Origin of the sequence: Parasphingorhabdus flavimaris (genome assembly GCF_013371215.1) — a bacterium.
GTDB lineage: Bacteria > Pseudomonadota > Alphaproteobacteria > Sphingomonadales > Sphingomonadaceae > Parasphingorhabdus > Parasphingorhabdus flavimaris.
In genome coordinates, this window is the sequence record NZ_JABWMH010000001.1 from 569,068 (window position 1) to 592,179 (window position 23,112).

Here is a 23,112-nt window from a genome sequence, read left to right on the forward strand (position 1 = left end):
TTCAGAGCATGCGCATCCGTCCGGGCCTCGTCCGATTGTGATGAGCCGAGCCTAGTCGAAATACGGGCTGGTATTTCGTTATTGCCACCCAATGGCACTTCTTGAATGCAGGCAAGATCAGCATCGAGATCACCGGTCACCGCCTCCGTCCTGGCAAAGCCAAGGCTGCTCCCGATCGGTTGTCGCTGCTCAGCCGGCCTTTTGCCGCTGCCGTTCTGCGTAAAGGCCGTAGGATGCGATGATCACATAACAAGTCACCGGAACGAGCAGGGCCGCCGTCAGGCTCGTGATATCGGCGACAAGCCCGTAGACAGCGGGGAGTATCGCACCGCCGACAATCGCGGTGGCCAATATGCCCGACGCCTGCGCTGCCTTGTCCGATTTCATGCCTTCGGTTGCGAGGCTGAAAATCGTCGGGAACATGATGGAATTGAACAAGCCGACCAGCGTCAATGTCCATCCCGAAATCGATCCGCTGCTGAAGGACGATATCGCGATCAGCGCGATAGCGGTCGCGGCGAAGGTCATCAGCACCTTGCCGGGTTTGAATATACGCAGGAGAAAGGCGCCGACAAAACGGCCAACCAGCGCGCCGCCCCAATAATAGCCGAGCAGGGCCGCCGCCGATTCATGGCTGAGGTTCATCACCCGCTCCTGGCCGAGATAGGTGACCAGATTGCTGCCGATGGTGACTTCTGCGCCAACGTATAAAAAGATGCAGAGCGCACCGAATTGCAGGCGCTTGTCGTTGACGAGCAGGCTCCAGGTGCCTTCGACTTTGACTTTTTCCGCTTCGGTCTTGTCCATGACATTGCGAAACAGGAAGAAAAATGCGGCAATCGCGATCATCGCCACCGCAACCGCGATATAGACATCGGTAATGACGCTGGCTTCCGAAACGCGAAATGCTTCGAGCGCCGGTGCCGACAGGGTGGTCGGATCAACGTCGGATTTCTCGCCCAATATATAGCGTGCGCCAAAGCTCACGATCAGGAATGCTCCGAGCGAGTTGAACATCTGGGCAAAGGTCAGCCGGCTGTGCGAGGTCTCCGGCGGGCCGAGCGTGGTCACCAGCGGGTTCATCGCCACCTGCAGCAAGGTAATCCCGCCCCCGATGAGGAACAATGCTCCCAGAAAATTCAGATAAACGCCGCTGTTGGCCGCCGGAATGAACAGCAGCGATGCCGCCGCGATAATCAGGAATCCGAGGATGAACCCTCGTATAAAACCTATTTTTCGCAAGAGCATGCCGGAAGGAATGGAGAATAGTGCATAGCTCATGAAGAAGGCGAATTGCACCAGATTGGCTTCAAAATTGGAAAGCTGGAACATCGCCTTGAACTTCGCGACCAGCGCGTCGTTGATATTGGTTACACCCGCCAGCAGGAAGAAGACCGCGAAAACGAGCAACAGCACCAGAGTGGTCTTGCCGCCGGCGCTGATATGATTGCCGGACGCAGGACTGTCCGATGCGTTTGGAATTGGTGTTGCCAATGTCTCTCTCCCGATTATGTTTTTTGAAAACATATCCTGACAAGGTTGTCATTGCAATATTATTCGCGTCGAGTTTCTCGAAAGATCGTCATCCCGGTCGAAACGAACGTCACGGAACCGGCATCCGGGTTTGGCCATCCGGGATCATCCCGGCCGGCGCGACGTTCGAGCGTTCACGGCGACCGCTGGATGCGTTCTGCTGCAATATCCTCATCAGCAAAATGACCGAAAATCATTGCAGGGGAGGTTGTTCTCAAATTATGTTATGACAAGGTTGTCCTGCACGGCCTAGCGGTTGACATGCTGCATGATAACTGGGCTATGGGCTACGGACCAAATTGGAGGGAAACATATGACGCAAACATCACGCCGATCGACGATGGTTGATGTTGCGCGCGAAGCCGGGGTTTCGCTGAAAACCGTTTCCCGGGTCCTGAACGAAGAGATTTACGTACGCGAGGAAACCCGGGTTGCGGTCCTCGAGGCCTCCGAAAAGCTCAATTACAAGCTCAATCAGGCGGCCCGTACCTTGCGGGCCGGCTCTGCACAGATAGTCGGTCTTCTCGTGAACAATCCGAGTCCCGGCTATCTCGAGAATGTTCACCTCGGGGCGCTCAAGCAATGCCACGAGCTCTCGATGCAGCTGGTGCTTGACGAATGTCCCGACGGCATCGAGGGCGTAAAGCGGATCTTGCAGAATCTGACGCCGGTGGGTTTGATCATCACGCCGCCGCTGTGCGATGATCCCGACGTCATCGCTCTGCTGGAATCGCAGAATGTCAGCTATGTGCTGATCGGCCCGAATGACCCTGATGCGGCTCGTCTGTCGGTGAATATCGATGATATCGCGGCCGCGCGGGACATTACCGAATATCTTTTGAACCTCGGTCATCGCCGGATCGGCTATATTCGCGGTCACCCCGATCACGGGGCGTCCAGCAAACGCTATCAGGGATATTGCGAGGCGCTGGCCAAATTCGGGCTCGAACCCGACGAGAACTTGATCCGACAGGGCTTTTTTGATTATGCCAGCGGACTGCAGTGTGCAGAGTCGCTGCTGGATATGGAAACGCCGCCGACCGCCATTTTCGCCAGCAACGACGATATGGCGGCAGCCACGATCGCGGCGGCCTATCGCCGGCATATCGATGTGCCCGGCGAACTGTCAATTGTCGGCTTTGACGATACATCAATCGCCGCGATCATCAGTCCGCAGCTGACCACCGTGCGTCAGCCGATGGCCGACCTCGCCGCGCGAGCGATCAGTCTTCTGTCCGACAATAGTTCGCGTCGGTTGAACGGTGACAAGACCGAGAATAATATTTTCCTCGATCATTCTGTTATCGTACGGGAATCTGCCGCGGCGCTGCCGGCGCAATAGGTCCATTTTCGATAATGTCTTAGGCTTGGGGTGAATCAGACCCTGCCTGGATCACGAACAGGCGACTGGCTTCATCTAGCGAAATCCGATGCCGCGAATCTTGAGCGGGATGCGCAGCAGAGTGTCGCTAGCCGTCATGTAAAGCGTTCGCCCATCGTCTCCAAAGGCGCAATTGGCGCAAGCCTTTCCTGTAAGAATTCGTCCGAGAAGCTGACCGCGGGGCGAAAGGATCAGCACGCCGCCTGGCCCGGTTGCGAATATATGACCGGTCTCCGCTATGCACATCCCGTCCGGCAATCCCGGCGACGCGTCGTCAGCCAGGCTTTGCGCGTCGAAGAAGACCCGTTCGTCGTTGATGCTTCCATCTCGTCCAATGGCATAGGATTTGATGATTTGATGCCCGGGATCAGACTGCGCAACATATAATATGCTCTGGTCCGGTGACAGGGCAATGCCATTGGGCCGGGTCAGGCTGGCGTTGATCAGGCGGACCGACCCCTTCTTGTCCAGTCGATAGACGCCATTATGCGCTTGCTGCTTCAGCGGCGACTGGTCGCCATCTTTCAGACCATAGGGCGGGTCGGTGAAATAGATATTTCCGTGCCGGTCTTCTATCAGGTCGTTCGGGCTGTTCAGCAGTTTGCCCCGATATTTGTCCGCGAGAATTGTTTCGACCTTGCTGTCAATGTCAATCCTGGTGACCGCGCGCTTGCCATGGCTGGCGGCGATCAGCCGTCCGTCCCTGCCAATCCACATGCCGTTGATGCCGGCGCTGTCAAACGGGGCAGGGTCCTCGCCATCCGGCAGGCCCGATGGCTTGAGATAGATCGCCAGACCCGTTTCCTCGCTCCACATGAAGACAATATTCTGGGGGACGTCGGAGAAATAGAGGCGGCTGCGCTTTTGATCCCACACCGGACCTTCGGACCAGGAGAAGCCGGTGGCGAGCATCTCCAACTGTGCCGCCGGATCAACAATAGCGGCGAGATCGGGCGAGAAGGATTCAACCGCGGGCGATGAAGTGGATTTGGTTTCGGCCGCGCGATCACGGGGCACGCAGCTGGCGATCGTGACGGCGGCGATACCACCGACAACTTCCCGCCGCCGCAAGCTCATTGAACCGTCACGCCGGTTGCGATTGCCGATGCCGGAACCTTGCTTTCGACAGTCTCGGTCAGCTCGAACGCACCGGTCAGCACGATGGTTTCGGCAGAGCTTCCCACCATGACATCGAACATTCCCGCTTCGCTGCGCCATTTGCCGTCCGGCCCGAAAAAGGCAAGCTGATCGCTGGTCGGCGTGAAGCTGACCGTCTTTTTCTCCTGAGGCTTGAGGCTCAGCCGCCTGAACCCGCGCAAAATTTTCTGCGGCTGGGCGATGGTGGAGTGACGATCACGCAAATATAGCTGCACCGTTTCGTCGCCTGCAAGCTTGCCGTTGTTGGTCAGTGTCGCGGATATCTCGATCGGGGTCGAGCCATCCATTGTCGGCGAACCCAGTTCAAGATTGCTGAGCTCGATATCGCCGTAGCTCAGGCCATGGCCGAAGGGATAGAGCGGCGTGATCGGCAGGTCGCTATATCGGTTGGTGTCCTTTGCCGGGTCGGGATCGGCCGGACGACCGGAGGGATATTCGCCGTAGGAATATGGAACTTGTCCAGTCGCGCGCGGAAAGCTGATCGGCAGCTTGCCGCCCGGAGCGGCCTTGCCGAAAATCACGTCGGCCAGCGCCGGACCGGCCTGGTTGCCCAGAAACCAGGTCATAAGGATAGCGTCCGCCTTCTCCGCGAGACCCGGAACTGCCAGGGGACGGCCGCCGGCCAGTGCGACGATAACCGGCTTGTCCACCGCCAATATGGCGTCAGCCAGTCTTTGCTGATCCCGGGGCAATGAAATATCCGACCTGCTACGCGCTTCGCCGCTCAAGTCATAATCTTCACCGGTCACCAGAATGACGATGTCGCTGTCATTCGCAAGTGCGACCGCACCTTTCAGGGCATCGGGATTGTCGGCGTCGATGCCGGCTGCATGGTTGACGACGGCGCCTTTACCGGCGCCTGCCTTGATCCCGTCCAGCAAGCTGATGACTTCGGCTTTATCCCCCCGTGCACGCCAAGAGCCCAGCTGGCTTTGCCTGTCCGTCGCGAGCGACCCGATAACCGCAATCCGTTTCTTCGTGCCGGCAAGCGGCAGAATGGCATTGTCGTTTTTCAGCATCACGATCGAGCGGACCGCTACCCGGCGGGCGGCATCGATATGATCTTGCGCGCGCAACATCGCCGCTTCTTTGGCGGTATCGTGATAGATGAAAGGATCGTCGAACAGTCCCAGCTTCTGCTTGGCTTTGAGCACGTTGCGAACGGCATTGTCGAGATGCTGCAACAGAACAGGGTTGCTGGCAACAGCAGCCGGCAGATCGTCGGCATAGACCAGACTCATCATGTCCATGTCGACGCCTGCGGAAATCGCGAGCGCTCCGGCTTCGCTCCGAGTGGTCGCTATGCCGTGATTCATCAGTTCCGCGATCGCGTTCCAGTCGCTGACGATCATGCCGTCAAAACCCCATTTCGATCTCAGCGTGCCATTGACCAGATCGGCATTGGCGGTGGTCGGTCGTCCGGCAATATCGTTGAATGCCGTCATATAGCTGCCGGTTCCGGCGGTCATTGCGGCGTGGAATGGCGGTAGATATGTTTCGTGCAGGCTGCGTTCGGAAATGTCCGCGCTGCCATAATCGCGACCGCCGGTTGGCGCGCCATAAGCGCCGAAATGCTTGGTTGCTGCCATTACAGTATCAGCTGCGGCCAGATCCTCGCCCTGATAGCCGCGGACCTGCGCCGCTGCCATGATGCTGCCGAGATAGGGGTCTTCGCCGGATCCTTCGACAACCCGCCCCCACCGTGGATCGCGGGTGATATCCACCATGGGGGCAAAGGTCCAGTGAAGGCCGCTCGACGCAGCCTCCCGGGCCGAAATTCGGGCAGTGGTTTCCCATTGTTCGGGGTCCCAGCTGGCGGTGATGGCCAGCGGAACCGGAAAAATCGTGCGGTAACCGTGGACCACATCCATCGCGAACAGCAAAGGAATTTTCAGCCGGCTTTCCTCCACCGCAACGCGTTGTAATTCGCGCAAAGGCTCCGCTCCGGCAACATGCAGATAAGAGCCAACCCGACCGGCGCGGACCCGGTCCAGTTCTTCCGCTGTCAGTTTGGAATTGAGATTCTTGGAACGACCGCCAGCGGCCTGGGTCAGCTGTCCGACCTTTTCTTCCAGCGTCATCTGGCGCAGCAATGATTCGATATGGTCGCCTCGGGCTGCAGGCTGTCGGATTTCCTCATCGGCGCTCGCTTCTGCGCCAGTAACAGCCAGGCAGCCCAGCAACAGACTCGCGAGGGCAAGCATGTGCTTGATCATCATCTTCTCTCCCTTGTGCCATCATCAATCATCAATGACAACCTTGTCAATAGTTGTTGTCAGCGATCATGCTCACCCTTTATGTGCCTTGCCATGTCGTGAATTTACACCTGCGCGATTGCCTTTTCCTGACAACGCTGTCATGAAGGCTTCTCGAGCAAGGCGGCAACGGTCCGTCTTGTTGTCAAAACAGGGGCCGGTTGAAAGAATATGAACAGTTCGGCGACATTATTGCTTTTCGGCGCAACCGGGGATCTGTCCAAGCGCATGCTTTTGCCGTCGCTCTATGCGCTGCACGAAGATGAGCTGATCGACGCCGATGTGAAGATCGTCGGCACGGCGCGCAGCGAACTGGACGATCGGGAATTCCGCGACATGGCGGAATCGGCTCTGGAACAATATCTGCCCGATGATCGTCAGACAAAGGACCAGATATCCGGTTTTCTGAAACGCCTTTCCTATCAGCAACTGGATGCGTCATCGACCAAGGGTTTCGGCGATCTGGCGAGCAAGATTGGTGACATTTCGGGCGGTCTCGCCATCTTCCTCTCGACCGCACCAACCTTGTTCGAAGCGACTATCGCGGGATTGAAGTCCGCTGGACTGACCGGCGAAAATGTCCGCATCGGTCTTGAAAAACCGCTGGGCAACGATCTGCAATCCTCTAATGCGATCAACGATGCAGTGGCCGAGGCATTTCCCGAGGGACGGATCTTCAGGATCGACCATTATCTCGGCAAGGAAACCGTCCAGAATCTGATGGCATTGCGTTTCGCCAACATGATGTTCGAGCCATTGTGGAATTCAAATGGTATCGACCATATCGAGATTACGGTTGCCGAAACCGTCGGACTGGAAGGGCGTCACAGCTTTTATGAGAAAACCGGCGCGTTGCGCGACATGGTGCAGAATCATATTCTGCAGCTTGTCGGGCTTATCGCAATGGAGCCGCCTGCAAATCTCGACGCCACCTCGGTTCGCGACGAGAAGGTCAAGGTGCTGCGTTCCTTGCGCCCGGTGATTGCCGAACATGTTGTTCGCGGGCAATATGGCAATGGCGCGGTCAAGGGCGAGGCGGTTTCGTCCTATCAGGATAATCTTGGCGACAGTTCGGAGACGGAAACCTTTGTCGCGCTGAAAGTCTTTGTCGATAACTGGCGCTGGCAGGGCGTGCCGTTCTACATCCGGACCGGCAAGCGGCTCGCCGAACGACGGAGCGAAATCGTTGTCCAGTTCAAAAGCGTGCCGCACAATATTTTTGCGCGCGGCGGGACCAGGCTGAACGCGAACCGGTTGGTCATCCGTCTGCAACCCGAAGAATATGTCCGGCTTCAGGTCATGGCGAAAGAGCCAGGGCTGGACCGCGACGGCATCGTGTTGCGCGAAGTCCCGCTTGATCTCTCGCTGACCCAGGCATTTTCAAAAACCCGCAAGCGGATCGCTTACGAAAGGCTGTTGATCGACCTGATTGAGGGTGACCCGACATTGTTCGTCCGCAGGGACGAGGTCGAGGCGCAATGGCATTGGATCGACGCCATCCGCAAGGTCTGGGAAGCAAATGACGTGGCCGTAAAATCATATGGTTCCGGAAGCTGGGGGCCGTCTGCCGCGATCGCGCTGACCGAACGGGACGGGGTGAGCTGGAATGACTGATATGCAATCTGAAATATCTGCATCGGCCCCGATCAGCTGGGCGGTCAAGACCGATGCGCTAGGCGTGGCGGACCATGTCGCCAAGATTGTCGAACAGCCCGGCCCGCATCGCATCGCGGTTCCCGGCGGCAACACGCCGATCGCAATTTTCGATATTCTCTCCCGTCAGACCTTGCCCTGGGGAACGGTGACAATCAGTTTGACCGACGACAGGATCGTGCCCATCAGGCACCCCGCCAGCAACCAGGCCAAGCTCGCCAGGGCCTTTGACGCTACAGCTGCGCATATAGAACCACTGGTTCGCGGAAATCAGGTTGCGCCGTTTGATCTGGTCTGGCTGGGCATGGGTGCAGACGGTCATATAGCCTCGCTTTTTCCGAACATGACCTGCGATGATCAGGACAGTCCGGCGGTCATCCACACGGTTCCTGATCCGTTGCCGGTCGAGGCGCCATTTGAGAGGCTCAGTCTGAACATGGCCGCGCTGACTGCGACCCGGGAAATCATCCTGGTGGTGCGCGGCTGCGACAAGAAAAACATTCTCGAAGCGGCCATAGCTGGCGATACGGACGTACCGGTTGCGCGGCTGTTCCGGCGAGCGAACTGTCCGATCACGATCTTTTGGAGCCGCTCATGACATTGCACCCGACAGTCGAAAAAGTCACCGGCAGGATCATCGAGCGATCGCGCCCGTCGCGTAGCGCCTATCTCGACCTGATCGACAGGCAGCGTGAAGCCGGGGTTCACAGGCCGACATTGTCCTGCGGAAATCTGGCCCATGGTTTCGCTGCCAGTGGCGACGACAAGGCCGCCATTCGTGGTGGCAAGACGATGAATATTGGCGTGGTCACCGCTTATAATGACATGCTGTCGGCCCACCAGCCTTATGGGCGCTATCCGGAACAGATAAAGATTTTCGCGCGTGAAAAAGGCGCGACGGCCCAGATCGCCGGTGGCGTGCCGGCGATGTGCGACGGCGTCACCCAGGGCCAGGACAGTATGGAGCTTTCGCTGTTCAGCCGCGACGTGATCGCGATGAGCACTGCGATTGCGCTCAGCCACGGAATGTTCGAGGGAGCGCTGCTGCTCGGAATCTGCGACAAGATTGTCCCCGGGCTGCTGATCGGCGCTTTGCGTTTCGGTCACCTGCCAACGATCTTGGTTCCGGCGGGGCCGATGCCTTCGGGTCTCGCCAACAAGGAAAAGATACGCGTTCGTCAGCTGTTTGCGGAAGGCAAGATCGGAAAGCAGGAATTGCTCGACGCCGAGAGCGCCAGCTATCACGGCGCCGGGACCTGCACCTTTTTCGGCACCGCCAACTCCAACCAGATGATGATGGAGATGATGGGCCTCCATGTTCCGGGCAGCAGTTTTGTCAATCCCGGCAACAAGCTCCGTCAGGAACTGACCCGGGCCGCAGTGCATCGGGTGACCGAGATCGGATGGGGTGTCGGCGAAGATTCCGCCACGGATTATCGACCACTGGGTCATTGCATTGATGAGAAGGCGATCGTCAACGCGGTCGTGGGTCTGCTCGCGACCGGCGGTTCGACCAACCATGTCCTGCATCTCCCCGCGATTGCAAGAGCGGCTGGGATCATCCTGGACTGGGATGATATGGACGAGCTTTCAAAAGCGGTGCCGCTGATCGCCGCCATTTATCCCAATGGTGCCGGTGACGTGAACTATTTTGCGGCGGCAGGCGGCATGCCCTTTGTCATTCGCGAGCTGGTCGATGCCGGACTCGCGCACGGCGATATCAAAACCGTCTATGGTGCATCGCTCAGGGACGGCGCGCAGGAGCCCTATATCGCCCAAGACAGGCTCGCGTTCAAGGCTGCCCCTGCAACCAGCCTGGACGAGAGCATATTAAAGCCCGTTAGCGACCCGTTCAAACCCGACGGCGGCCTGCGTCTCCTGAAGGGCAATCTCGGCAGGGCAACGATGAAAACCAGTGCGGTTGATCAATCCCGTTGGACCATCGAAGCGCCGGCCCTGGTCTTTGACGATCAAAATGATGTTATGGCCGCTTTCAAGGCAGGCGAGCTGGAAAGAGACGTGGTGGTCGTTGTCCGGTTCCAGGGCCCGGCGGCCAACGGGATGCCGGAACTTCACAAATTGAGTTCGCCGCTGGGTGTTTTGCAGGACCGGGGTTTCAAGGTTGCCTTCGTCACGGATGGCAGAATGTCGGGCGCCAGCGGTAAAATTCCGTCGGCCATTCATGTCTCTCCCGAAGCGTACAAGGGCGGACCACTGGGTAAATTACGGGACGGCGATTTGATAAGGGTTTGCGCGCAAGAGGGAGTCCTCGAGATATTGGCGGATGAGCTGGAGTGGGAAAGTCGCTCTGCGGCTCCGCCACCGCCGCGACCGCTCGGCACAGGGCGCGAGCTTTTTGCAATGCTGCGCCACCATTGTGACGAGGCTGAAATGGGCGGTTCTGCAATGTTGAGCGAGGCGGGCCTCTAATGATCCAGGAAATCATGGTTGCCGACATTGGCGGTACACACGCCAGATTTGCCATAGCCGTCGTAGAGGATGGTCATATCGCGCGCCTCGATCACCAGATCACCATGAACAGCGCGGATCATGCGAGCCTCCAGATCGCGTGGGAGGCTTATGGAGAGGAAGTAGGACGCAAGCTTCCATCCGATGGCGCCATAGCGGTGGCTGGACCGGTTGGCGGCGATGTGCTGCACCTGACCAACAACAGCTGGATGATCCGTCCCCACTTGATCAGGGAAAAACTGAGGCTGGAACGCTATAGTCTGGTCAATGATTTCGGTGCGGTCGGCCATGCCGTGGCGTTGCTGGAGAATGAGCATTTCAAGCATATTTGCGGACCCGATATTCCGCTCAATGAAAAAGGATTGATTACGGTTCTGGGTCCCGGAACCGGCATGGGTGTTGCGCATGTGATGCGGCAGGGGGGCGATTATCAGGTAACCGAAACCGAAGGCGGGCATATCGATTTTGCACCGCATGACGATGTCGAAGACCGATTGCTCAAGCATTTGCGCAGCGAACATGGTCGTGTCTCGGTTGAACGGGTGGTCTCGGGGCCGGCTCTCCAGACCATTTACCACGTGCTCGCCGAGGTTGAGGGGCAGGCGACCAGACGCATGGATGACAAGGCTCTCTGGCAGCTGGCTCTGTCCGGTGAAGACAGTCTCGCTTCCGCCGCATTCGACCGGTTCTGTTTGTGTTTTGGCGCATTTGCCGGTGACATCACGCTGGCGCAAGGCGCCGGTTCTGTGGTGATTGCTGGCGGCGTGGGAAGCCGGATCGGACATCGCCTGCCATCATCAGGCTTTCGCGAAAGATTCAAAGCGAAGGGGCGCTTCCAATCGTTGATGGAGCAAATTCCGGTCAGGCAACTGCTCCATGACCAACCCGGCCTGTTCGGCGCGGCCGGGGCCTTTATCAAGGAACACCGATGAAACCGATCGAGCGGATCATGCGAACGGCGCCTGTCATACCGGTGCTGGTCATCGATAATGTTGCGGGCGCCATTCCGATTGCGCGGGCACTGGTCGCTGGCGGTCTCAATGTTTTGGAAGTTACCTTGCGGACGGATGCCGCCCTGGAAGCAATTGAAGAAATGGCACAAGTAGACGGCGCGATCGTCGGTGCTGGGACAGTGACGAATGAAACCCAGCTCGACGCTGCGATGTCTGCGGGTGCCGAATTCATCGTATCGCCGGGCCTGACCAATAAACTGGGTCGAGCCGCAATTGCAGGGGGAATACCATTTCTTCCTGGGATCGCCACTGCCGGAGACATCATGCGCGGATTGGATCTCGGGCTCGAGCATTTCAAATTTTTCCCGGCAGTGGCTTCGGGGGGCATTGCGTCGCTGAAGGCGCTCGCGGGTCCCTTTGGTGGGTGCAAATTCTGTCCGACCGGCGGCATTACGGAGGATTTGATGGCTGGCTGGCTGGCATTGCCGCAGGTCCTGTGCGTTGGAGGAAGCTGGGTCGTGCCAGCCGGGCCGATCGATAGCGATTTGATAGCGGCGAATGCCAGGGCCGTTTCGCAAGCCAACTGACATATTTGACGCGCAACTGATCTCCGCCCTAGGTCAGCGCGACGATGCTCGCCAGAATCAGGCGCACCAGATCGGCCTGACCGCGCGTCCCGGTCTTGGCATATATCCGTTTTGAATAGAGCCTGGCGGTTTCGTGGGTCAGGCCGAGCAAGGTCGCGGCTTCCCTGATCGTGACGCCATGGCTTATATGCAGCGCAAGCCGCGCTTCCTGGATCGTGAGGCCGAAAAGATTGGCCAGATGGTCGCTGCGCTCGGCGCTGCTGGATCGCTCGCCATGGACAAAGGCGATGGCCACGGGCTGAATCGCGCCGGGCAGGTCTGCTGGTGGATTGGTGAGCAGCATATCCAGCCATGGCTCGTCCGACAGATGCACGGTCCGCACCACGCTTTCCCCAGCCTGACGCATTTTCAGAAATTGGCGCAAGACACCCTGGGCATCGGCGCGTTCGGCTACCAGCCGTCCATCGGGAGATTTGCGCAATGTCTGTGCCTCCTGCACGAGCGCTTCCGCCTGTTCGCTCATGTCGATGATCCGGCCGGAGCCGTCGAGCATGAACCAGCCGAAATTGAGCCGCATGATCGCGTCGGCAGAAATGCCCGCTTTCAGCCTCTGCCGCTCCAGCTCTGAATGGGTGCCGGCGGCGATCGCCAGATGGTTGGCGAGGGCGCCCAGCAATGCGCCGTCGCTGGCAGAGAAATTGCTATCCTTGCGGCCCAGCGAAATCCAGATTTGCCCGCCATTGGGTTCTGCAACCCGCATGATGCGGGCGAAGCGCACATTCGGGTCCCGCAGGAACAGCGCTTTGAACCGGCTCTGGCGCGGATCATCGGGGTCGAGAAATTCGTCGAGAGAATAGACCCGGTTGAGCCGCATCGCATAATGCGGCAACGCCGCGACCTTTCCGAAGTCTTTCTGGTAAATTTCGTTGATATCATCGGAACCCGGTCTGGCGGCCGGAATCTGGACGGATTGCAACCAGTCATGGTCACCCTGAAAAAACAGATTGGCGTAGTCAGCTGCGGTTCTGCGTTTCAATTGCGCGAGAAAATTCTCCCATGGCGGCGCGCCGAGCGTGCCGCGGTGCAGGGCCGCGATCAGGTCATGTTCTTCGCTCAATATCACCGACATTCGTCACGCATATCCCATATGGGAACTGCATGCGACTCAAAAGCGCCTATGACACATTCGAACGAACAGAACTGGACCCCCTAGTGACCCGTATCCTGACCCATTTAGAGCGGCTCGAAGCCGAAGCCATTCATATCATGCGCGAAGTCGTTGCCGAGGCGCAAAAGCCGGTGATGATGTACAGCGTCGGCAAGGATAGCGCGGTTCTGCTGCATCTCGCGAAAAAGGCCTTTTATCCATCTCCTCCCCCATTTCCGTTGCTCCACGTCGATACGACCTGGAAATTCAAGGACATGTACGCGCTGCGCGAAAAGGCGGCGGAGGATGCGGGTATGGAATTGATCGTCCATCACAATGCGGAAGCGAAAGAACGCGGCATCAACCCGTTTGATCACGGTCCGCTCCATACCGACATGTGGAAGACAGAGGGCCTGAAACAGGCGCTCGACCTCCATGGCTTTGATGTGGCCTTCGGTGGCGCGCGGCGCGACGAAGAGAAAAGCCGCGCGAAAGAGCGTGTCTTTTCATTCCGCACCGCCAGCCACGGCTGGGACCCAAAAAACCAGCGGCCGGAATTGTGGAACCTCTATAACGCCAGGAAAGCCAAGGGCGAAAGCATCCGTGTTTTTCCGATCAGCAACTGGACCGAGCTGGACATCTGGCAATATATCATGGCGGAAAATATTGAGATCGTGCCGCTTTATTTCGCCGCCATGCGCCCGACATACATGCACGAAGGCAGCCTGTTCATGGCCGATGATATCGGACGGCTGGAACAGGTGATGGGCCACAAGCCGGAAATCACCAACCGGTCCGTACGCTTTCGCACATTGGGATGTTTCCCGTTGACCGGAGCGGTCGAGAGCACCGCCTCGACTCTTGCCGAAGTGGTGCAGGAAATGCTGCTGACCACCACCAGCGAAAGGCAGGGGCGCGTGATCGACAAGGACGAAGGTGGCGCCGGCATGGAGAAGAAGAAGCAGGAGGGCTATTTCTGATGACCGATAGCAGCGGAAAAGACCCGATCTACAGAACCGACGCGCTGATCGGGGAGGATATTGACGCCTATCTCGCCCAGCACCAGAACAAGGAATTGCTCCGGTTCATCACTTGCGGCAGCGTCGACGATGGCAAGAGCACGCTGATCGGCCGGCTGCTCTACGACAGCAAGATGATCTTTGAGGACCAGCTGGCTGCGCTGGAAGCGGATAGCAGGAAATCGGGCACGCAGGGGCAGGAGATAGATTTTGCGCTGCTGGTGGACGGTCTTGCCGCCGAGCGCGAGCAGGGCATCACCATTGACGTCGCCTACCGGTTTTTCGCGACCGAGAAACGCAAGTTCATCGTCGCCGATACCCCGGGCCACGAACAATATACCCGCAATATGGTCACCGGCGCCTCGACCGCAGACGCCGCGGTCATCCTGATCGATGCGCGCAAAGGCGTGCTGGTCCAGACCCGCCGTCATTCCTATCTCGCCCATTTGCTCGGCATCAAGAATCTGGTTCTGGCCGTGAATAAGATGGATCTGGTTGATTATGATCAGGACATATTTGACAATATCGTCAGAGAATATGGCGAATTTGCTGCGGAAATCGGCATAGAAAGCTTCACCGCGATCCCGATTTCGGGCTTCCGGGGCGACAATATCACCGACGCGCCATCGGCCAATATGCCTTGGTACGGCGGGCGTGCGCTGATCGCCCATCTCGAGAATATCGAGATCGCGACCAATGCTGCGCAGGAGAAACCGTTCCGCATGCCGGTGCAATGGGTCAACCGCCCCAATCTCGATTTCCGCGGCTTCTCCGGACTGATTTCCACCGGTATTGTGAAGAAGGGCGATCCGGTCCGGATCGTCCCGTCCGGCAAGAACAGCACCGTCAAGAGTATCGTCACCCTCGATGGCGAACTCGATGAAGCGGTAGCTGGCCAGTCGGTTACCATTCTCCTTGATGACGAAATCGACTGCTCGCGCGGAGACGTCATTGCTTGTGCGGACGATCCGCCTGAGATTTCCGACCAGTTCGAATCCACCATCGTCTGGATGAGCGGTGAAGCGCTCAAACCGGGCCGCGGCTATTGGCTCAAGCTGGCCACCCAGACGGTCAGCGTCTCGGTGCAGGAACCGAAATATGAGATCAACATCAACACGATGGAGCGGCTTGCTGCCAAGACGCTGGAGCTCAACGCCATCGGTGTTGCCGAAGTCCATACCGACAAGCCGATCGTGTTCGAATCTTATGCTGACAGCCGCGCACTCGGCGGCTTCATTCTGGTCGACAAGATCACCAATGCTACGGTTGCCGCCGGTATGCTGCATTTCAGCCTGCGCCGCGCCGCCAACGTTCACTGGCAGGCAACGACAATAACCCGCGAAGAGCACGGGCTGCTCAAAAACCAGACCCCGCGGGTCCTGTGGTTCACCGGCCTCTCGGGCTCGGGCAAGTCGACCATCGCCAATGAGGTGGAAAAAAGCCTCAATCTGATGAACCGCCACACGTTCCTGCTCGACGGCGACAATGTCCGGCACGGTCTCAACAAGGATCTCGGCTTTACCGAAGCGGACCGGATCGAGAATATCCGGCGCGTCGGCGAAGTGGCAAAGCTGATGACCGACGCGGGATTGATCGTGTTGACCGCCTTCATCAGTCCGTTCCGCGCCGAGCGGAAAATGGTGCGTGAAATGCTGCCCGAGGATGAATTTATCGAGATTTTCGTCGATACGCCACTCGCTGTGGCCGAAGAGCGTGACGTGAAGGGGCTTTACAAGAAAGCCCGCAGCGGTCAGCTGAAAAACTTCACCGGTATCGACAGCCCCTACGAGCCCCCGGAAAACCCGGAAATCCGCGTGAATACCGTCGAGATGACACCGGCGGAAGCCGCCGATTATATCATCCGCCAGATCATGCCGTTGAAATGAGCGATATTATGACCGACGCCGATCTCGCCTCCGAACTCGCGCTATCAGCCGGACGGATTTTGCTGGAATTACGCGAAAGCGGCAAGTTCGAGGGCAAAGAACTTGGCAAGGCGGGGGACGAAGCGGCGAACGCGTTTCTGGTCCGCGCCTTGCGCGAGCAAAGGCCCGAGGACGGCCTGCTTTCCGAAGAAAGCAAGGACACCGCAGAACGGCTGGAAAAATCCCGTGTCTGGATCGTCGATCCGGTCGATGGCACAAGAGAATATGGGGAAGGGCGGCCGGACTGGGCTGTCCATGTCGCTCTGGCGATCGATGGCGTTGCAACCACCGGCGCCGTCGCGTTGCCGGGGCTGGATGGCGGGCTTGTTCTCCGTACCGACAAGATCGACAAATTCCCCGTTCATGACGGACCTCCGCGTCTGGTTGTCAGTCGCACGCGGCCTGCAGCGGAGGCGGTGTCCGTGGCCGGTCGGTTGGGCGGACAATTGGTGCCGATGGGTTCGGCGGGAGCAAAAGCCATGGCTGTTGTAAGGGGAGAAGCCGAAATATATCTTCATTCGGGCGGCCAGTTCGAATGGGACAGCTGCGCGCCGGTGGCGGTTGCGCTGGCTTATGGCCTGCATTGCTCGCGCATCGACGGTTCGCCGCTCGTCTATAATCAGGAAGACACCTATATGCCCGACCTGTTGATCTGCAGACCGGAATGGGCGGGCGAGGTTTTTGAATTGCTATAGAGCTGAATGAACGATCACCACATGTTGCCGGCCGGCATCCTTCTTCCAGCAGCGAGCCTGTGAAAGAGCTCAGATATTCGGGATCACAAGACTGTTTCCCCAGGCACTTGTGTGCGGCTTATTGAAGGCGATCGCTCGCAAGACGAATATATCATCAGACGCGACGCTCACGATGGGGCGGTCCTTTGGCTTGCCTATCCCTTCACGCGGCGTCGAGAAAACGCTTGGCAGCGAGTTGCATTTTCTGGGGCCGGTCGACAATTTTCCAATGCTTCAGCCCTTCTTCGATCAATCTCGCTTCTTTGCCCAGATTGGCTTCGCCAAACATCGCAGCAGTTCCGGCCAGTTTGTGCATTTGATCGGACACTTCCCGAATTTCCATCCCGGTGAAAGCACCCTTTCTCAAGAGGCTGGCGACGCTGTTGAGGGCTTCTTCCTTGCGCAAGCGATAGCGCCGGATCAGATCGGGGGACATGCAATTTGGCACTTCGTTCCGCGGCGGAATATTCTCTTCGACAAATTTCGGCTTCAGCCACTGCTGCAAAATGGAATCGAGATTGGCGATGTCGATCGGTTTCGCAATATGAGCCTGCATACCCGCTGCCAGGCAGTTTCTGATATCATCGCCGAATGCGTTTGCAGTAAGCGCAATTATCGGAAGCATTTCACCGGATATGCCGCTTGCCCGGATCATTCGCGTTGCTTCGTAGCCGTCCATCAAGGGCATCTGGATATCCATGAGCACAAGATCGAACGAATTGTTGTCGGCAATGGACTGGTCTATTCGCTCGACTGCCTCGATGCCGTCTGCCGCCAGTTCGGATTCATATCCCAGTCGCCTGGTCATGGCCTGGACTAGAATTTGGTTTACATCGTGGTCTTCGACCAACAGCAGGCGCGCCCTGGTCTCGGATGCATCTTCGTTTACGGTCTTGCCGCCAAGCTCGTGGCGCGCTGGCATCTGATCAAAGTCTCTAATCTGGCTCATGCTTCTTCCCCATCTCTGGCTCTCGCTGTCTGGGTTCTCGTTTAAAAACCACATTTCAATTGAGCCGATAGGAATGACGGTGATTTTGGCGGCCGGTTAAGGATAAAATATCAATGCGATCGCAGGCCGTGAGCTGAGTAATCCGCCGGGCTTGACATTCCCGAACCGGAATCCTGCTCGGTTTTGCCATGAGGGATCCGATTGCCTGCGCGGTCGATCAATATGAACAAGATCCTGAATTTTCCGGATTTTCGAGCCAGGTCGTTGCGATTGCCAACGGCTTCTCGAATAAATTGGTTAATCTGTTGCTGCTCGAGCCGTTAAATCATCGGGGCCAAGTGATCATCGGTGTGGCCAGAATGGACGTATCTGTTCTGTCATGCCGGCTTGGCGAGAAACTTGAATGTGAAGGAACTGGAAGTGGCGAAAATCTTGTTTGCGGATGACGATGCCTTGCTCGGGGACCTGGTCTTTCACAAGCTAGAGTCCTGCGGGCATCAGGTTACAGTAGTGGACAACGGATATAGCGTATTGTCCGCAGCGCTTCGCGTTTTTCCGGAAATTGTCATTCTCGATAACCTCATGCCCGGCCTGACCGGACCGGAGGTTATGCACAATCTGAAAAGGGATCCCAGAACAGCGGAAATACCGGTTCTGGTTCTAACCAGCCAGATCGGCAAAAACGACATGATCGACGCTTATCGATCGGGCGCAGCAGACTTTATGGAGAAACCGTTTTCTCCGCATGATCTGGCCAACCGGATATCCTCGCTGTTGGGCGCCCAACAATTCTTGCAGCAAGCCGGTCTCTGATCTTGAAGGCTATCTCCAAATATAGCGAACCGGGAGAGGATCGACGCGGGCTATTCGCTCTCGACCGGACAGCGGCCATCACTCTGTTTCTTGGGACCATTGTGCTGCTGGGCCTGACATTATTTTCATGGAACTCGACGAGAACCGCGACTTACGAGAGGAACCTGGCGGCCTTCAAGACCCTGTCCAAGGACAGCAAGCAGGCACTCACGCACAGGATTGATTCCTACAAACAGTCGCTGGACAGCGGAGCTGCATTATTCGCGGCGTCCGATCAGGTTACAATCCAGGACTGGAGGACCTTTGTCAGCATTTTGAACATCGACGAAACGCTGCCCGGTATCAATGGGATCGGCTATATCGAGCCGGTCCTGAGATCGCAGGAACGAGAATATCTGGCAGATATGGCAGCCCGCGGTGTCGACGGTATCGAGGTCCATCCACGAACCGAGTGGGACGAAATTCTGTCAATCTCCTACATCGAGCCGGTATCGACCAATCTGGAAGCCGTAGGCCTTGATATCGCCTTCGAAACCAATCGCCGATCGGCTGCATATCATTCAAGAGATACCGGCAACGCGACCATTACAAAGCGGATATTTCTGGTTCAGGAAAAAACCAAACGTGCCGGCTTCCTGCTACTACGACCAATCTACCAGCCAGGGCGATCTTTGACGTCCGTATCCCAGCGACGGGCTGCGTTTCGCGGATGGATATACGCGCCGTTTGTAGCTGCCCGCTTCATGAAGGATCTGACCGCGAGTCAGGGCAAGAATTTCAATATCACAGTCCATGATGGCAATTCTGCAGATCCATCCCGGTCGATTTTTGAAAGTGGCGCCATGTCCGGAGAATTCCGCTCGGCTCAATATTCGGTCACCGAAACTTTGCCGATCATGGGACAGCAATGGACGGTGACCTGGAATAGCACAGCCGAATTCGAGAGCAGCGTGGGAACGCAAGAGCCTATGTTCGTCCTGATTGGCGGATTGGCTCTCATGCTGGCTTTTTCGACGCTCGTGATATTTTATGCCCGCCGGGAGGCCTATGTAAAAGACGAAGTCAAAAGCAAAACCCAGATTCTCGTGGATAAGGAAAAAGAGATAGTCAATGCGCTCAATGTTGCCGAAGCGGCGACTGGCGCCAAGTCAAAATTTCTGGCGAATATGAGCCACGAGATCCGGACGCCGATGAACGGTGTTATCGGCTTCACCCAATTGCTGGACGACGGCACCCTCAACGACACCCAACAGAAATATGTCCGGCTGATAGCAGATTCCGGGTCCTCGATGATGACTCTGCTCAATGACATTCTGGATATTTCCAAAGTGGATTCCGGGGCGATGGCAATCACACCGGAACCGTCGGATGTCCGTCATTTGCTAAACAGCTGTGTGAAGCTGTTTTCTCCCAATGCGGAAGAAAAACATCTCACACTTTTGGCCGATCTGGACGAAAGCCTGCCTCATTTGGTGAAGATCGACGGGTTCCGGCTGCGTCAGGTTGTGATGAATCTCTTGGCAAATGCGATCAAATTTACCGATTCCGGAAATATAACGATATCGGCGAAAATTACTGACCGCGCCCAGGGAGATGGCCGACGTGCTGACATGCATATTTCGGTCGCGGATACCGGAAGAGGAATTGCTCCAGATCGTCAGGAGGCAATTTTCGAACCGTTCATTCAGGAGGATGATTCAACCGCACGAAAATATGGTGGCAGCGGATTGGGCTTGACGATCAGCAAACAGCTTATCGAATTGATGGGCGGGTCAATCCGGATGACAAGCCATCTGGGCCGCGGTTCGGAATTCACGGCAACGATCCCGGTGGAGAGGTTCGAGGAAGAAACACTCGACAACCTCATCCGCCTTCCGACCAATCTGACGGCAGGGCCGGAGCACGCCAAGGACGTGAAACGCATCCTGGTCGCGGAAGACCATGATGTTAATCAGGTCCTGATCGGGGAAATGCTTGCAAAGCTCGGTTATGACTACGAGCTCGCCGTCGATGGTGCCGAGGCGGTCACGATGATCCGGAGGGCGGACGTTGCGGAGAAGCAATATGATCTGGTCCTGATGGATTTGCAGATGCCTTTTGTCGACGGCATCAAGGCAACATATATGGTTCGAGGCCATGGAATCGACGCAAGCACTTTACCCATTGTCGCGCTGACCGCGAATGCGTTTGATCAGGATGTTGACCGCTGCATCAAGGCCGGAATGCAAGCGCATTTGTCCAAGCCACTGGCAATCGACGATTTGCGCACCGCGGTGCTGAAGTGGGCAGCCTGAGGGCATCGCAATTGCGTTGCGCTATTTGGAGCCGCGATTTTGTTATGGCCGTCATGAATTTGGCATGATCTGCCGCATTTGGGAGCATTCAGGATCTTTTTTTCCGGAATAGGGCTAAATCTGATCACAATTTGTCCGTTCATAGGAAAATCACTGGCCAGCGTGACGTTGGCCGAGCGTTCGGACGTCGTGAAGCATGGGGGACAGGATGTCCTCCGGCACCAGCGGCAAAGGAGACATTCTATGAGCATCACCGCAGCCATTCTACTCCCGATCTATCTGGCCAGTTCAGCGATAGCCCTTGGCGACAGCGGAAGCGGCTGGAGCGATCAGACCGAAGTTTCCGAGAGCGAATCTGCGCCGGATTGCTCGGAGACCGTCCTTCGATTTGTGGTTGGCGGTATTCCAGCAGAAACCGAGAGCGATTATTGTTCGTCATCTGCTGCCGGAGACAACCAGGTCGGCTCATAGATGCTTCCATGTCTTCCAATTGCATGGAAATCTGCGGCCTTGCTGCTTTCATTGTCCACCGCGGTAATGCTGCGATGAAGCATATTATTGTGGACCCAAAACAGGCTTTTCAATGCCGAAGACGACTTCAAGTTTCGTCCTGATCTTGAGAGATAAAATCAACTGACGCCGTGAACTGTAGCAATTCCTGCCATTTGCGCGGGCAGATAAATGTCTGTAATTTATCGCCACGCGACCGAGCCAATCCAGAGCGTTTCGGCAGCGACTTTGACAATCGGCGCGTTTTCGGATCAGTCCGGCGTCTTCTCGGTACCAAGCGCTTCCAAAGCTTCGACTATTTTTAAGGCGGGGAGGAAATGCCGCTTTTCGTCAAGCTCCGCCAACACCTCTTCCAGCGTGGCAATGACCGCGCTTCTCTGGTGATCTTTGCTTTTGTCGGTCAAGTTGAAATTCCTTGATGGTTCCACCTCATCATTATTTCGACGATTGCCCTGATGAGATAGGCAATTCTTACTTAACGGAAAATTGAGCTCAAACTTAAGTCTGCTCTTCCGAGCCGGATCGCGTCCGAACTCACGGTGTCGGTTGCGTTCGTGGTATCGCAAAGCTATGGTAAACAGGATATTTATGGGGCATTAACTTTGGAAGATATCGCGCTAGAAACATTGCGTGTGGCAAAACTTACGGCGAAGCAGCGGGAATGCCTGCATCTCGTTGTTCTACGAAAATCCTCGAAGGAAATCGCCCGGATACTGGATATCTCCAAGCCGGCGGTCGATCAGCGTCTGGTTGGCGCGCGCAGGGTTTTGGGAGCGGCTACACGGGATGAAGCTGCTTTGATCTACGCCCGGGCATCCGGGACCTATGATCGGATACTATACGATCCGGTGGGTGTTCCATCCGATGATGTTTTCGGTTCACAAGGGAACCGGGACGAGCGATCAACCTCTGTCATGCTCGAAGAAATACCAACCACCTATGACGTTGATATTTCGGATGAGACGGACTTTTGGTCGCAAATCCAGAAGGAACCGGGGCGCGCACTGGGAACCGGTCAAAGGATTGCCATCATAGTTGTTTTGACTATCGGAATTTTGGCAATTGTGTTGATCGGTTTGTCAGTCTCTCAGTCTCTTTCTAGTTTGTTGGCCGCTTAAGCAGCCCTCAGGCTCTCGTTTTTTTAACATCAAGAGTCCGCGATTTGCGGGAAGGAAAAACTATGTCTTATCAAATCAAGATTGCGTCCGATCAGATCAAGCAGGATGTTCCCCTGACAGAAGCCTCCATTGACGAAGCGCTGATTTCGGTGTCCAATCTGATGTCTACGTTGATCCGGGCTCGATTGGATACGGGTGTTCCTGCGGCGACAGGGCAAGGTGCCGTTCGCAGGTTGGCAAAAGCGCAGATGGCTCTCGTCGATGTCAGCAGTGACGTCTTGCGCGTGCATGGCGAACTGCTGAAAGTCGGCCAGGAATATGCGGGCATGGACGTGCACGAAAACTGTCCTCCTGCTCAAGCGACTGCAGGCGACGGTAAATTGGTTTCAGTGGCCGCCTGAGCGATCAAAGGTTGACTGAAATGCTTCAGGGTGTTCCAGCCGGACAATGCGAACTCTCGTTTTCCTCCTCTTCCTCGGTGCGATTTGCGCATATGCGCTGTATCGGGGAGGGGGGCCAGAACGTTGGGTTGCCTGCATCATTATCGGCATGGTGGTTTTGGACCCCGCGGTTCATATTGTTACCCCGCTCGAATATGCCAAACTGGATCCTGG

General features: G+C 56.8%; 21 protein-coding genes. 15 read left to right on the forward strand and 6 right to left on the reverse strand.

Annotation, left to right across the window (positions count from 1 at the left end; translation table 11 throughout):
* Nucleotides 1–189 precede the first annotated feature (189 nt).
* Entirely contained in the window at nucleotides 190–1,494 is a 1,305-nt protein-coding gene (locus HUO14_RS02735; protein ID WP_176278336.1) for a sugar MFS transporter, read from the reverse strand.
* 352 nt (nucleotides 1,495–1,846) lie between these two features.
* Here HUO14_RS02735 and HUO14_RS02740 point away from each other — a divergent pair, with 352 nt between their 5' ends.
* Entirely contained in the window at nucleotides 1,847–2,875 is a 1,029-nt protein-coding gene (locus HUO14_RS02740; protein ID WP_176278337.1) for a LacI family DNA-binding transcriptional regulator, read from the forward strand.
* A 75-nt stretch (nucleotides 2,876–2,950) separates the two neighbouring features.
* On the opposite strand, the gene HUO14_RS02745 is transcribed toward HUO14_RS02740, so the two are convergent.
* Both HUO14_RS02745 and bglX read right to left on the reverse strand, forming a co-directional pair.
* Nucleotides 2,951–3,991 carry an SMP-30/gluconolactonase/LRE family protein gene (locus HUO14_RS02745; protein ID WP_176278338.1) on the reverse strand — a complete coding sequence of 347 codons (1,041 nt, stop codon included), beginning with the start codon at nucleotides 3,989–3,991 and terminating at the stop codon, nucleotides 2,951–2,953.
* A complete protein-coding gene (gene bglX / locus HUO14_RS02750; RefSeq protein WP_217907890.1) occupies nucleotides 3,988–6,291 on the reverse strand; it encodes a beta-glucosidase BglX in 2,304 nt (767 codons plus the stop codon). The genes HUO14_RS02745 and bglX overlap by 4 nt, the downstream gene beginning before the upstream one ends.
* Before the next feature lie 207 nt (nucleotides 6,292–6,498).
* Between bglX and zwf the strand changes: the two genes are divergently transcribed.
* Genes zwf through eda form a run of 5 tightly spaced genes read left to right on the forward strand, consistent with a single transcriptional unit; the run spans nucleotide 6,499 to nucleotide 11,989 of the window.
* Nucleotides 6,499–7,941, forward strand: a complete 1,443-nt coding sequence (zwf, locus tag HUO14_RS02755) for a glucose-6-phosphate dehydrogenase (RefSeq protein WP_176278339.1) — start codon at nucleotides 6,499–6,501, stop codon at nucleotides 7,939–7,941.
* A complete protein-coding gene (locus HUO14_RS02760) occupies nucleotides 7,934–8,578 on the forward strand; it encodes a 6-phosphogluconolactonase (protein ID WP_246255181.1) in 645 nt (214 codons plus the stop codon). The genes zwf and HUO14_RS02760 overlap by 8 nt, the downstream gene beginning before the upstream one ends.
* Nucleotides 8,575–10,410, forward strand: coding sequence for a phosphogluconate dehydratase (gene edd, locus HUO14_RS02765; RefSeq protein ID WP_176278340.1), 1,836 nt, complete (start codon nucleotides 8,575–8,577; stop codon nucleotides 10,408–10,410). The genes HUO14_RS02760 and edd overlap by 4 nt, the downstream gene beginning before the upstream one ends.
* Nucleotides 10,410–11,381, forward strand: a complete 972-nt coding sequence (glk, locus tag HUO14_RS02770) for a glucokinase (protein ID WP_176278341.1) — start codon at nucleotides 10,410–10,412, stop codon at nucleotides 11,379–11,381. Before edd ends, glk begins: the two co-directional genes overlap by 1 nt.
* Nucleotides 11,378–11,989, forward strand: a complete 612-nt coding sequence (gene eda, locus HUO14_RS02775) for a bifunctional 4-hydroxy-2-oxoglutarate aldolase/2-dehydro-3-deoxy-phosphogluconate aldolase (RefSeq protein WP_176278342.1) — start codon at nucleotides 11,378–11,380, stop codon at nucleotides 11,987–11,989. Before glk ends, eda begins: the two co-directional genes overlap by 4 nt.
* Before the next feature lie 28 nt (nucleotides 11,990–12,017).
* Here eda and HUO14_RS02780 read toward each other — a convergent pair whose 3' ends face one another.
* Nucleotides 12,018–13,118 carry a helix-turn-helix transcriptional regulator gene (locus HUO14_RS02780; RefSeq protein ID WP_176278343.1) on the reverse strand — a complete coding sequence of 367 codons (1,101 nt, stop codon included), beginning with the start codon at nucleotides 13,116–13,118 and terminating at the stop codon, nucleotides 12,018–12,020.
* A 137-nt stretch (nucleotides 13,119–13,255) separates the two neighbouring features.
* On the opposite strand from HUO14_RS02780, the gene cysD reads away from it, so the two are divergent.
* From cysD to HUO14_RS02795, 3 genes are read left to right on the forward strand one after another with little or no spacing between them, the layout of a single operon-like run.
* Nucleotides 13,256–14,116: a sulfate adenylyltransferase subunit CysD gene (cysD, locus tag HUO14_RS02785; RefSeq protein WP_246255285.1), complete on the forward strand. Its 861-nt coding sequence runs from the start codon at nucleotides 13,256–13,258 to the stop codon at nucleotides 14,114–14,116.
* Nucleotides 14,116–16,041 (forward strand): sulfate adenylyltransferase subunit CysN, encoded by a 1,926-nt coding sequence (cysN, locus tag HUO14_RS02790; RefSeq protein ID WP_176278345.1) that lies wholly within the window; start codon nucleotides 14,116–14,118, stop codon nucleotides 16,039–16,041. Before cysD ends, cysN begins: the two co-directional genes overlap by 1 nt.
* 8 nt (nucleotides 16,042–16,049) lie before the next feature.
* A complete protein-coding gene (locus HUO14_RS02795) occupies nucleotides 16,050–16,775 on the forward strand; it encodes a 3'(2'),5'-bisphosphate nucleotidase CysQ (RefSeq protein WP_246255183.1) in 726 nt (241 codons plus the stop codon).
* Between the two features lie 202 nt (nucleotides 16,776–16,977).
* On the opposite strand, the gene HUO14_RS02800 is transcribed toward HUO14_RS02795, so the two are convergent.
* Nucleotides 16,978–17,763 carry a response regulator gene (locus HUO14_RS02800; protein WP_176278347.1) on the reverse strand — a complete coding sequence of 262 codons (786 nt, stop codon included), beginning with the start codon at nucleotides 17,761–17,763 and terminating at the stop codon, nucleotides 16,978–16,980.
* Nucleotides 17,764–17,951: 188 nt separating this feature from the next.
* On the opposite strand from HUO14_RS02800, the gene HUO14_RS02805 reads away from it, so the two are divergent.
* The 4 genes from HUO14_RS02805 (at nucleotide 17,952) to HUO14_RS02820 (ending at nucleotide 21,341) form a co-directional block, all read left to right on the forward strand.
* Nucleotides 17,952–18,209 (forward strand): hypothetical protein, encoded by a 258-nt coding sequence (locus tag HUO14_RS02805; protein WP_176278348.1) that lies wholly within the window; start codon nucleotides 17,952–17,954, stop codon nucleotides 18,207–18,209.
* Complete coding sequence (locus tag HUO14_RS02810; protein WP_176278349.1) at nucleotides 18,184–18,576, forward strand: response regulator; 393 nt, start codon at nucleotides 18,184–18,186, stop codon at nucleotides 18,574–18,576. Before HUO14_RS02805 ends, HUO14_RS02810 begins: the two co-directional genes overlap by 26 nt.
* Before the next feature lie 2 nt (nucleotides 18,577–18,578).
* On the forward strand, nucleotides 18,579–20,870 hold the full coding sequence (locus HUO14_RS02815) for a CHASE domain-containing protein (protein ID WP_176278350.1): 2,292 nt from the start codon (nucleotides 18,579–18,581) through the stop codon (nucleotides 20,868–20,870).
* A 243-nt stretch (nucleotides 20,871–21,113) separates the two neighbouring features.
* Nucleotides 21,114–21,341: a hypothetical protein gene (locus HUO14_RS02820; RefSeq protein WP_176278351.1), complete on the forward strand. Its 228-nt coding sequence runs from the start codon at nucleotides 21,114–21,116 to the stop codon at nucleotides 21,339–21,341.
* Between the two features lie 290 nt (nucleotides 21,342–21,631).
* Here the strand turns inward: HUO14_RS02820 and HUO14_RS02825 are convergent, their stop codons facing one another.
* Nucleotides 21,632–21,784, reverse strand: a complete 153-nt coding sequence (locus HUO14_RS02825) for a hypothetical protein (protein WP_176278352.1) — start codon at nucleotides 21,782–21,784, stop codon at nucleotides 21,632–21,634.
* Nucleotides 21,785–21,919: 135 nt separating this feature from the next.
* Here HUO14_RS02825 and HUO14_RS02830 point away from each other — a divergent pair, with 135 nt between their 5' ends.
* Both HUO14_RS02830 and HUO14_RS02835 read left to right on the forward strand, forming a co-directional pair.
* Nucleotides 21,920–22,498, forward strand: coding sequence for a sigma factor-like helix-turn-helix DNA-binding protein (locus HUO14_RS02830; RefSeq protein ID WP_343046041.1), 579 nt, complete (start codon nucleotides 21,920–21,922; stop codon nucleotides 22,496–22,498).
* 62 nt (nucleotides 22,499–22,560) lie between these two features.
* Nucleotides 22,561–22,899, forward strand: a complete 339-nt coding sequence (locus tag HUO14_RS02835; protein ID WP_176278353.1) for a hypothetical protein — start codon at nucleotides 22,561–22,563, stop codon at nucleotides 22,897–22,899.
* Nucleotides 22,900–23,112 lie beyond the last annotated feature (213 nt).